Source organism: Enterococcus raffinosus (assembly GCF_018917525.1).
Lineage (GTDB): Bacteria > Bacillota > Bacilli > Lactobacillales > Enterococcaceae > Enterococcus_A > Enterococcus_A raffinosus_A.
In genome coordinates this window covers 196784-207529 of the sequence record NZ_JAHLOS010000004.1, presented here as the reverse complement: position 1 = coordinate 207529, position 10746 = coordinate 196784, and the positions used below count along the sequence as shown (strand labels likewise).

At 38.5% G+C, this 10746-nt stretch carries 11 protein-coding genes; 5 read left to right on the top strand and 6 right to left on the bottom strand.

Translation table 11 applies throughout. The features are described 5' to 3' along the window. Positions 1-118: 118 nt before the first annotated feature. Positions 119-1096, bottom strand: a complete 978-nt coding sequence (locus tag KQI58_RS05095) for a C-terminal binding protein (RefSeq protein ID WP_216407055.1) — start codon at positions 1094-1096, stop codon at positions 119-121. A 459-nt stretch (positions 1097-1555) separates the two neighbouring features. Here KQI58_RS05095 and KQI58_RS05090 point away from each other — a divergent pair, with 459 nt between their 5' ends. Continuing rightward, entirely contained in the window at positions 1556-2374 is an 819-nt protein-coding gene (locus KQI58_RS05090) for a helix-turn-helix domain-containing protein (protein ID WP_216407053.1), read from the top strand. A gap of 306 nt (positions 2375-2680) precedes the next feature. Here the strand turns inward: KQI58_RS05090 and KQI58_RS05085 are convergent, their stop codons facing one another. Then, positions 2681-2881 carry a cold-shock protein gene (locus KQI58_RS05085; RefSeq protein WP_216407051.1) on the bottom strand — a complete coding sequence of 67 codons (201 nt, stop codon included), beginning with the start codon at positions 2879-2881 and terminating at the stop codon, positions 2681-2683. Between the two features lie 333 nt (positions 2882-3214). Continuing rightward, entirely contained in the window at positions 3215-5053 is a 1839-nt protein-coding gene (gene lepA, locus KQI58_RS05080; RefSeq protein WP_216407048.1) for a translation elongation factor 4, read from the bottom strand. Between the two features lie 217 nt (positions 5054-5270). Between lepA and KQI58_RS05075 the strand changes: the two genes are divergently transcribed. The 3 genes from KQI58_RS05075 to KQI58_RS05065 are packed head-to-tail and all read left to right on the top strand — an operon-like array spanning position 5271 to position 7636. Continuing rightward, positions 5271-6488 carry a GNAT family N-acetyltransferase gene (locus tag KQI58_RS05075; RefSeq protein ID WP_216407046.1) on the top strand — a complete coding sequence of 406 codons (1218 nt, stop codon included), beginning with the start codon at positions 5271-5273 and terminating at the stop codon, positions 6486-6488. Beyond that, positions 6475-6984 (top strand): nucleoside 2-deoxyribosyltransferase, encoded by a 510-nt coding sequence (locus tag KQI58_RS05070; protein ID WP_216407044.1) that lies wholly within the window; start codon positions 6475-6477, stop codon positions 6982-6984. The genes KQI58_RS05075 and KQI58_RS05070 overlap by 14 nt, the downstream gene beginning before the upstream one ends. Further along, positions 6974-7636, top strand: a complete 663-nt coding sequence (locus KQI58_RS05065) for a hypothetical protein (RefSeq protein WP_216407043.1) — start codon at positions 6974-6976, stop codon at positions 7634-7636. Before KQI58_RS05070 ends, KQI58_RS05065 begins: the two co-directional genes overlap by 11 nt. Before the next feature lie 40 nt (positions 7637-7676). Here the strand turns inward: KQI58_RS05065 and KQI58_RS05060 are convergent, their stop codons facing one another. Continuing rightward, positions 7677-8168 carry a pyridoxamine 5'-phosphate oxidase family protein gene (locus KQI58_RS05060; RefSeq protein ID WP_216407040.1) on the bottom strand — a complete coding sequence of 164 codons (492 nt, stop codon included), beginning with the start codon at positions 8166-8168 and terminating at the stop codon, positions 7677-7679. 214 nt (positions 8169-8382) lie between these two features. On the opposite strand from KQI58_RS05060, the gene KQI58_RS05055 reads away from it, so the two are divergent. Continuing rightward, the gene (locus KQI58_RS05055) at positions 8383-9114 is read left to right on the top strand and encodes an HAD family hydrolase (protein ID WP_216407069.1); all 732 of its coding nucleotides are present in this window, start codon (positions 8383-8385) and stop codon (positions 9112-9114) included. 52 nt (positions 9115-9166) lie between these two features. On the opposite strand, the gene KQI58_RS05050 is transcribed toward KQI58_RS05055, so the two are convergent. Both KQI58_RS05050 and KQI58_RS05045 read right to left on the bottom strand, forming a co-directional pair. Further along, positions 9167-9883, bottom strand: a complete 717-nt coding sequence (locus tag KQI58_RS05050; protein ID WP_216407068.1) for a C39 family peptidase — start codon at positions 9881-9883, stop codon at positions 9167-9169. 166 nt (positions 9884-10049) lie between these two features. Then, positions 10050-10736, bottom strand: coding sequence for a hydrolase (locus KQI58_RS05045; protein WP_216407038.1), 687 nt, complete (start codon positions 10734-10736; stop codon positions 10050-10052). Positions 10737-10746: the final 10 nt, after the last annotated feature.

The window sequence follows — 10746 nt, the reverse complement described above, 5'->3', positions numbered from 1 at the left end:
CTCTTTGAACTCAGCCTGTGAAAACGCTTCATTAGGCTAGGCTTTTTTGAGTGCACCTTCTTTCAGTTCTTTAGGGTAGAAAACGTGTTACTTTACTCTTGACTTATTACCACTAGACTTATAAATTCAATGCCTTCTTATTCAAGATATTTGCTGGATTCTCTCCATTCAATACGTCTACTGCGGTTTGAGCCACTGAAGCAAAGAGTTCCTGATTCGCTTCTGCGGAATTATAAGCAATATGCGGTGTGAGAATCACATTTTTCATTCCTATTAACGGATTCTCCACATCCTTCATAGGTTCTTCCGCAAGAGTATCTAAGCCTGCTCCACCAACTTTTCCAGAATTGAGTGCGTCAATTAAATCTTCTGTATCAATCAATCCACCTCGTGCTGCATTAATTAAAATGACATTATCTTTCATTTTCTTAAAAGCTTCTTTATTGATCATGCCCGCTGTTTCTTTCGTTTCCGGTAAATGCAGAGAAATAATATCCGCCTTTGCGTATAACTCATCAAGCTCTACCTTTTCGACACCATTTTCCTTGAAAACTTCATTTGGTACATAAGGATCATAAGCAATTACGCTATAACCAAGTCCTTGAAAGTTACGAGAAATTTGTCGAGAAATATTTCCGAAACCAACTAAACCAACTGTTTGAGCAGATGGGCGACGCATTTTTCTCCCTAACTCTTGGTTCCAAACACCTCGTGCAACTGCATCATCAAAATGTTTCAATTGTCTAGTCAGAGCCAACGCAAGTGCCGTTGCATGAATAGCGACTTCAGAGATGCAGTAGGTTGTCACGTTACAAATTCTAATGCCCTTTTTATTCGCAGCATCCATATCAAACTCGTTGACACCAATACCATAACGAATCATCACTTTACAGTTCTTTAATTGACTGATACTCTTTTCAGTCATTTTTGTCGCAATATTCAAGATCGCATCCGCATCACTGTACTTCTCAACTACCTCATCCTCATTTTTACAAGTACCCATAATAAACTCAAACCCAGCATCCTCAACAATTTTTCGTTCAATGGCATAATCGTATCCACTAATCACCTGTGAATCCAACAGTACAACTTTCATAAAAAAGCCTCCCTTTATCGAAAAAAATGGTGAAATTATTCAACTGACTTTGCGCAAAGTTTTTTGAATACGTTTTCAAAAACATCGTAAAGCATTTTCTTAACTTTGTAAATACCTTTTTACAAGTTAGTAAATTCACGAACGAAATATTGTTTTCTACGATCTTCAATATATAACCATCCTATCTACTTATATATCTAAAAAATCATTTTAATTTCAGTTAAGTACTAGTAAATTTAAAATCTTATAAAAACAGTTCTTCCATAACTTTTAGATTTAAAAAAAGACAAAAAAAGATTAGTAAAGATTCTACTATTTCACAAGAGTTTCTTCTCGTTAATAAGGTTTATTGACAATGATAGGCAACTTATTTTAAAATTAGTAGTGTTTTTCATTTCTGCTCGTATACTAATAATTTTCACATTTGAAATGATCATAAAGAATTGAAGGAGTCTTTCCATGCCAACGTCTAATAATATTTACTTCAAAATACAAGAAGTCGCAAAGATACTCGAGGTTGTTCCTGCCACTATTCGAAATTGGGAACAAAATGGCTTTTTCAAACCAAAGCGCAGCGATAACGGATATCGAATTTTTGATCAGCATGATATTGAAATGCTGAGGAAGATTAAAAATTGGTCTGTTGATATGAAGATGGGGACCCAAGCAGTAAAAATGATGGTGGATTCATATAGTTTAAATGAGCTTGAAGCATCTGGCGAGAATGCATTAACAAAGAGTTTTCTAAGTGAAAAATGGAAAGAAAGCCGACAATCTCAAAATAAGACCATCAAGGAAGTAGCTGAAGCAGTCGGTATTTCGACTTCATACCTGTCAAAAATCGAAAATATGCAGGTCAATCCTAGTATTGAAGTATTAAAGAAAATCGCTGACTATTACGGAGAGAATGTTCTTTATTATATTTCTACCGATCCTGAGGAAACATCCCAATTAGTGAAGAAAGATCAGCGGGTTCGAGTAGTGGATGAAAATGGTGGGCTTTCGATTGAAAACCTGCTAAACCAAAACAACTCACGTCTTTCTTTTATGCTTTATACGTTACAGCCAGGTTCAAAACGACCAACCCTCCAGCCCCACTCAGGAAATGAAATCGTTTTTGTCTTATCCGGTAAAGTGACCTTCACGATCGGCGAAGAAACCGTTTATCATTTAGAAGAAGGCGATTGCTTAAGCTACAGTTCAAAAGAGAACCATGGCTGGTGCAATGAAAGCCAAGAGGAGACTCAATTGCTTTGGTTCTATGAACGGATTGCTTAACTTCCTTTTCTATTCTTCAAAATACGTTAAAAAGGATCGATCCTAGTCTTTAACGACTGGATTGATCCTTTTTTTTATGAATATTAAATTGTTTCAAAACCATAATAGTTCGATTCAAAAAATCATTAAAACTTAGAACAGACCTTTATTCCTTCTTAGCTTCATCATCAATCTTAGATATCGATAACTTGCTAGAATCGCTGATACATCAAGGATAAAATGAAAATCTAAGCGGTCGGATTTCCCATAATTAGACAAATAAAAAAACCGCCCCTAGGAGGAGACGGTAACAGTCAAATCAGTTGATTAAGCTTTATAAATATTTGTTGCTTGAGGTCCACGTTGGCCTTCTTCAATATCAAAAGTAACAGCTTGACCTTCATCTAAAGTTTTGAATCCTTCGCCTTGGATAGCTGAGAAATGTGCAAATACATCATTTCCATCTTCACCAGTGATGAAGCCAAAGCCCTTGTCAGCGTTAAACCATTTTACAGTACCGTTATTCATATTATATTTCCTCCTGATACGTATCAAAAATACGTTCTTTTTTGCAATTAATTGTTGATAGTAAAAGGAGTTCAATACTGTTAAATATATAGCTCAAATCACAACTCAAAATCGATTACTTGAACAATATACCATTTTTACGCAAACATTGCTACTTTTATTTATGATTTGTTGCAATATTGCTTAAGAGTTGTAAGAAATAGTTAAGTATAAAAAAGTTGTGAACAAACAGATGGTCAGAAAAAATTGCCTACCAAATCCAACCGAAGTTGGCAAATGGTAGGCAATTGTAGATAGATGATTCAATTTGAAGCGGATTACATAAACAAACCCTTATTTCTTCTTAGGTTCATCTTCGTCCATCTTCAGAACAGCCATGAACGCTTCTTGAGGGACTTCAACGGAACCAATTTGTTTCATCCGTTTCTTCCCTTCTTTTTGTTTCTCTAGTAATTTACGTTTTCGAGAAACATCCCCGCCGTAACATTTAGCCAATACATTTTTACGTAAGGCTTTGATATCTGTACGGGCAACGATTTTAGTACCAATAGTTGCTTGAATCGGTACTTCGAATTGTTGACGTGGGATCAGGGTCTTCAATTTATCAACGATCGCACGGCCGCGTTCTTGGGCGAACTCGCGGTGAACGATAAAGCTTAAGGCATCGACTTTTTCAGCATTCAGTAGAATATCCATCTTGACTAGGCGGCTTTCGCGATAATCAGCCATTTCATAGTCTAATGAAGCATAGCCTTTGGTGCTTGATTTTAATTTATCAAAAAAGTCAAAGACAATTTCCGACAATGGAATATTGTAAACAACATTCACGCGATAATCATCAAGATAATCCATGGTGATAAACTCGCCACGTTTACGTTGCGATAGCTCCATAACAGCACCGACATAATCGTTTGGCACCATGATGTTGGCTTTCACGAACGGTTCTTCGACGTTTTGAATTTTTGATGGATCAGGAAAATCTGAAGGATTATCCACTATCAACTGCGTACCGTCTGTTAAGTTTACATGATAGATAACGGATGGTGCTGTTGTAATCAATTCAAGGTTGAACTCGCGCTCCAGACGTTCTTGAACGACATCCATGTGCAGTAGACCTAAGAAGCCGCAACGGAAACCGAAACCTAGAGCTTGAGACGTTTCTGGCTCAAATTGTAAAGCAGCATCGTTCAATTGTAATTTTTCCAACGCTTCTCGTAAATCGTTATAGCGCGAAGTATCGATCGGATATAATCCACAGAATACCATTGGATTCATTTTGCGGTATCCATCTAAAGCTTCCTCTGCTGGATTATTCGCAAGTGTCACGGTATCCCCGACACGGGTGTCTTGAACAGACTTAATGCTGGCAGTGATATAGCCTACATCGCCGACCATTAAATAATCCCGTTGAACAGCTTTCGGTGAAAAGACACCGACCTCTGTTACGTCGAAGGTTTTACCATTACTCATTAATTGGATCTTATCGCCAGGGCGAACAATCCCATCTGTAATCCGAACGTTCAATACGACCCCGCGATAACTGTCATAAACAGAGTCGAAGATCAACGCTTTTAATGGCGCGTCTAGATCACCGCTTGGTGCAGGAACATTCGTGACAATTTGTTCCAAGATTTCACTGATCCCGATGCCTGTTTTAGCACTGGCGAGAACCGCATCTTCTGCATCGATCCCAATCACGTCTTCAATTTCTTTACGAACACGCTCTGGATCAGCGGCTGGTAAATCGATTTTATTGATAACTGGTAAAATTTCCAAATCGTTGTCTAACGCTAAATAAACGTTCGCTAATGTTTGTGCTTCAATCCCCTGCGCCGCATCCACGACTAAGACCGCGCCTTCACAGGCTGCCAAGCTTCGTGAAACTTCATAAGTGAAATCGACGTGCCCAGGTGTGTCAATCAAATGAAAAATATAATTTTGACCATCATTAGCTGTATAATGCAATTCAACCGCATTCAATTTGATCGTAATTCCGCGTTCACGTTCGAGATCCATTGAGTCTAATAATTGTTCCTGCATTTCGCGAGAGCTTACGGTATTGGTTTGTTCTAAGATCCGGTCAGCCAATGTCGATTTTCCGTGATCAATATGCGCGATGATTGAAAAGTTTCGAATCATCTGCTGGCGTTTCTTCATTTCTTCTATATTCATCAATGTTCCTCATTTCTTTTAATCAGCACTGTCAATTATACCAACGATCGGAATAGAAAAAAAGTCTTTTCCCCTATTTCTAAAAGTCGGTAAGAGAAATATCATGCTTGTTTTGCTATACTTAGAATATAGATTAAATTTGAGGCTTAATTCTACTGGCTATTTGACCAGTTTAGTGGAATAACTCATAGGATACTATTTTTTAGGAGATGAAAGAATGGATAGCGACTTTAAGCGTCAGCTCGTCTTAAAGCCTGTTGGTGAGGAACATCTGGCCCAATATGATGAGCTGCTTAGTTATGTTTTTCAAGTAACGGAAAGTGATATTGAAAATAGCGGATATGAAAATAAAAGAGAAATGGTACGGGCGAAAAAGCCTGTCTTAGAGCAATCAAAAGTTTTTGGCTGGTTCCATGGTGATAATTTGATTTCCCAGATTGCCATTTACCCTTGTGAAGTAAATATTCACGGGAAACTTTTCCAAATGGGTGGTGTCACTGGTGTTGGAACCTATCCCGAATATGCCAATCATGGCTTGATGAAGGACTTGATTAAAAAAGCATTGGTCCAAATGCGTGAGGATCAACAATGGATCTCATATCTCTATCCTTACAATATCCCCTATTATCGTCGCAAAGGCTGGGAAATTATGTCTGACAAGCTCAGCTTTAAAATTAAAGACACCCAGCTTCCAAAGCAAGTCGACCTGCCGGGAATCGTTGAGCGTAGAGAAGTTGATGATCCAGATGTTTATCAGGTGTATCATGAGTTTGCGTTAAATAATCATGGGGCGATGATCCGTAAGGAATTGAATTGGGAAGAATATTGGCGCTTTGAAAATGAAGAGGAACGGATTGCGGCGATTTATTATGATGCCGACAAAAAGCCAACGGGTGTCTTATTTTATTGGATTTCCGACGAAGTTTTCCATATTAAGGAAATGTTTTACTTAAATCAAGAGGCTCGAAATGGGTTATGGAATTTTATCAGTGCGCATTTTTCGATGGTTTATTGGGTGAAAGGTGATATTTTCAAAAATGAACCTCTTTCCTTTTTGCTAGATGACAGCGAAATTACCGAGACGATTGCCCCCTTCTTTATGGCGCGGATCGTTGATGTAAAAGAGTTCCTGCTGGAGTACCCATTTGAAAAATCAGTCGAGCCCTTCTATTTTGAGGTGGAAGACCCCGTTGCTGAATGGAACAATGGCATTTTTTCCCTTAGCTGGAATGACGCGGGTGAACTAACTATTTCCGATCAGCCCCAGGGAAGACGAATCGCACTGAATATTCAAACCTTGACCTGCATGCTGATGAATTATCGTCGTGCTGCGTATCTCGCACGAATTGAGCGGCTTGAGGCCGACAAAAAAGCAATTGAATTATTAGAAACAACAATCCCAGATATGGAGGCTTATTTTAGTGACTACTTCTAAACACATTTATTTTGCTGCACCGTTATTTGCACAAAGCGACTTACTTTATAACAACTATTTAGTTGAAAAAATTCGAGAAATTGATCCAAACCTGACAATTTATTTACCTCAGGAAAATGAGGGCATCAATGATAAATCAGCGTATGCTGACAGTAAGATGATCGCGCTTGCCGATACTGAAGAGGTTTTAAAAAGTGATTTGATGGTGGCGTTGTTAGATGGATTGACCATTGATGCAGGTGTTGCTTCTGAAATCGGCGTTGCTTACGCGAAAGGCATTCCTGTGATCGGTTTATATACAGATTCTCGGCAACAGGGTGCTGACAACCATAAAAAATTGAATGCTCTGCAAACACCTGCGGAAAATCAATTTCACTACTTAAATCTTTATACTGTCGGTCTCATCAAATTGAATGGCACGATCGTCAGTACTGAAAAAGCGTTATTGGAGCAAATCAAATCTTTTATAGAAGGTAGTGATTTCCATGACTTATAAAAAATACCGTTTGGCTCTTTTGATCTTTGGAGCAATCTGTTTGCTCTACAATATTTATGAATTTGCGATTGGTAAATACTCCACTAAACAAGGAGTAATCTTTGTGATTGAGTGTTTAGCCGGGATTGCTTTGATATTCCTACCTGAAATCATTGCTAAATTATTCAAAATCATTTTACCTGAAAAAATTATTTATTTTTATTGGTTCTTCTTAGTAATTTCCGTCTTTTTAGGGACTTCCCTGCATATGATCTCGATCATTTCCTTCTGGGATAAGATACTTCATACTGTTAGTCCGATGGTTTTAACGGCACTTGGCTATGGCTTGATCGGATACTTCATGAAGGATGCCGATATTAGCAAAACATCTCCTTGGCTTTTCTTACTGTTTGGTTTCGCCTTTGCTGGAGTTTGTGGTGTTTTCTGGGAATTCTGGGAATTTTTATGCGATACCGTCGCAGATATGAATCTTCAACGATACGCAACCTCTGCTGGGAAATTATTAGTCGGACGTGAGGCATTGATGGACACGATGGGTGATCTATTGACCAATACAATTGGTGCGGTCTTAATGGGAATTTACGCACATGTTCAAAGTCGTGGAAATGCCACGCACTTTGAAGAATACCGGCTAAAAAAAATTCGTAAGTAAAAAAGATTGCAAACCGCATTAAAAACGGTTTGCAATCTTTTTATTTATCATCAGGATGGATATTTTCTTTCATCGTATAAGAGTCCAGGATAATTTTAATGATTCCTGTACGCTTCAGCATACCTTCTGGAATTTCATCAAACTCAGCCCCTTTTGCCGCATGCTCCATCAGTAAATGCAAGGCGTGTCTTCTTTCTTCCAAATCCTCTAAAAGCTCAGCCTTCCCAAAGCCAATCAAGCTTTGATACGCATAGGAATAAGATGCGGCGTTTCTTGTTCCTTCAACTAATTTGTGGTTGCCATCCATTTCTACTGCTACCTTAGGATCGTTTTTGATCATGGAGATTTTCTTACCTTCATTCGCACCGTGAACATAAAGCGTTAATTTATCCTCGTTCCATTCATAGCCAAAGTTCACGGGAACAACATAAGGATAATCCTCTCCGTTCAAGGCAATTCTTACAACCTGTGATTTTTCGACTAAATTTTTAATTGATTCTAAATCTGTTACTTGTCGTTTTTTTCTGCGCATCATTTTCCTCCACCTATCCATTTTCTTTATTCTAATCATAATTGATTAGAATTTAAAAAGAAATCTTTTTTTTAGTTCCAAATACTGAAAATTGATAGACAGCGGTTTGTCTTTTTTAGTAGTAAAAACCTTTTCTAATCAACGATTTTCCTCTTTTTTTGTGTGATTTTTTGTACTAAAATAGCAACTGTAATAATTTGAAAATTTGCTGAAAATGAAAGGCGTGTCGATTTTGATTGAAACTGTCGTATTTGATATCGATGATACTATTTACGATCAACAAGAACCATTCCGCAAAGCAGTCCAGAAATTATTTCCACTAGTAAGCGAGGAAGATATGCTTCCCCTTTACACTCGTTTCCGCGTCCACAGTGACGCCAACTTTAACAAAGTCATTACCCAAGAATGGACCTTAGAGTATATGCGCTCCCACCGGATCAGTCAATCACTGAAGGATTTGGATTATCCCCATATTACGGATGAAGAAGCGTTGACTTTTCAAGAGGTCTACGAAGCAGAGCTTGATGCCATTACAATGCATCAAGAAGTTGAAAAAACCCTTGATTTTCTGAAAGTTAAAAAGGTTCCAGTAAGCATCATCACGAATGGCCCCACTGACCATCAATATAAGAAAATCCTGCAGCTGGGATTGTTAAACTGGGTAGATGAGGACAATATTATTATTTCACAAGCGACAGGTTACGAAAAACCGGATGTAGAAATTTTTGAGTTAGGAAAAAAACAATTTTCATTAAATCCTGAAAATTCACTGTATGTCGGTGATAATTTCAACAACGATGTGATTGGCTCAAAACGCGCCGGCTGGCAATCTCTATGGTTGAATCATCGTAATCGCCAATTACCCAAAGGAACGTCTCAGATTCAGGACATCGAGCTTACCTCTTTTGATCAATTATTACCAACGTTCCAACATATTTTTGCTTAGAATAACTTTTTAAACAGATTGAAAAAGACATGGAGAGAAATTTCCATGTCTTCTATTTTTCCTCCAAAAATAATGATTCCGTACCCATCAGCTGGTAAATCTCTTCAAAATCACTACGATCTACTACTCGATTTTTATAGCCGTAGGGATCATTAACATAGACATTCTCCTCGTCAACACCTGTGATGACGACTGCATGACATAAGGGCGATACCTCTATTTCACCACTGGTCGTTTGCCACGTTCGAAAATCATCCTCGGTTGGTACTTGAAAATCAACCGTCGTAATTACCCAAACAGGTGTGCCAGTTTGAATCACGTTGATAAGCTCATCAAATGAGGTGTTATTATTAGCCACAACCCTTTGGTTATCTTGCACAACTTCATTAGCCACTTCAGCGATCGGTTCTACAGCGACACCCATTGCTTCGTAGCCTTCATAGATATTTCCCACAAAACCGTCATGGGGATTTCCATGAATCTCATTTTCTGCATCTTCATAAAGTGGAACGAAATCAAGCAGCTCGACTAGTTCATTTTTATCTGTCTCATATCCGTAATAGTTTAGTAGCATGGATAATGCTGTAATCTCGCAGCCGTTTTCCATCGCAACCTCCCCACCATATTGATCCTCTAAAGGCACATCAAGCAATTGATTAGTCGATAGATCTGTATCTGCCATCAAAATTTCTGCTGTTGATGAATCGGTGGTTTGGCTATTTGCAGGTGAACTCTCCGTATTACTCAAATAAATCAATGCACCGCCCAAAATAAGTGCAAGGATTCCTAGTTTATTAATTACTCGTTTGATAATACTCACCCCCTATTCTTAGGTTCATAAAAGTATCGCAAATAGAGCTTAACTGAACCTAAAAATGCAGGAAAAATTGCACGAAAAAAACACCGAAAATCAAACCTGATTCTCGGTGTTTATTCTATTGATGATCTTCATCGTATTCCATTTTTCGATATTTTTCCATTTTCTTACTAAACAGAACGCCATTAGATGGCGGCGTATAAGTGATCGCGTTCGCTCCTGCATCAATCGTAGCTTCAATAGTCTCTTCATCCGGACCGCCAGTAGCGATGATTGGAAGTTCAGGATACATTTTACGAAAATGCTTCACCGCATCGACTGTATCCTTTCCCGCACTGATATTGATGATATCGACTCCGGCTGCAAGTTTTTCTTCAATCTTAGAGTATTTTGAAGTGACTGTTGCAATTAATGGAACATCCACTACATCCTCGATCGCTTGAATCGTTTCAACCGGGGTTGGTCCGTTTACCACAACGCCCAAGCTACCTTGCGATTCTGCAAACATCCCCATATAGGCTGAGCGAGAACCATGAGTCAAGCCTCCTGCTACTCCAGAAAACACCGGAATATCTGCTGCTTCGATAATACTCTTGGTAATTGCCGGGTGCGGCGTAAAAGGATATACAGCAATCACTGCATCCGCGTCCGTGTTTCGGATAATCGCGATATCCGTTGTAAAAATAATGGAACGAATCTTTTTTCCAAAAATGACGATCCCAGAAGCTTTTTGGATTACTTCTGGTACTCGTACGATGTCTTTTCGTAGTTCGGTCATAATTTCAGGTGCATTGTTTTCTGCCATAGCATCCATC

Bases quoted from the DNA above. Each gene is read 5' to 3' on its own strand.
- KQI58_RS05075 (WP_216407046.1), top strand. From the start codon at position 5,271: ATGGATAGCGACTTTAAGCGTCAGCTCGTCTTAAAGCCTGTTGGTGAG.
- KQI58_RS05065 (WP_216407043.1), top strand. From the start codon at position 6,974: ATGACTTATAAAAAATACCGTTTGGCTCTTTTGATCTTTGGAGCAATC.
- lepA (WP_216407048.1), bottom strand. From the start codon at position 5,053: ATGAATATAGAAGAAATGAAGAAACGCCAGCAGATGATTCGAAACTTT.
- KQI58_RS05055 (WP_216407069.1), top strand. From the start codon at position 8,383: ATGAAAGGCGTGTCGATTTTGATTGAAACTGTCGTATTTGATATCGAT.
- KQI58_RS05095 (WP_216407055.1), bottom strand. From the start codon at position 1,096: ATGAAAGTTGTACTGTTGGATTCACAGGTGATTAGTGGATACGATTAT.
- KQI58_RS05060 (WP_216407040.1), bottom strand. From the start codon at position 8,168: ATGCGCAGAAAAAAACGACAAGTAACAGATTTAGAATCAATTAAAAAT.
- KQI58_RS05090 (WP_216407053.1), top strand. From the start codon at position 1,556: ATGCCAACGTCTAATAATATTTACTTCAAAATACAAGAAGTCGCAAAG.
- KQI58_RS05085 (WP_216407051.1), bottom strand. From the start codon at position 2,881: ATGAATAACGGTACTGTAAAATGGTTTAACGCTGACAAGGGCTTTGGC.
- KQI58_RS05045 (WP_216407038.1), bottom strand. From the start codon at position 10,736: ATGGCAGAAAACAATGCACCTGAAATTATGACCGAACTACGAAAAGAC.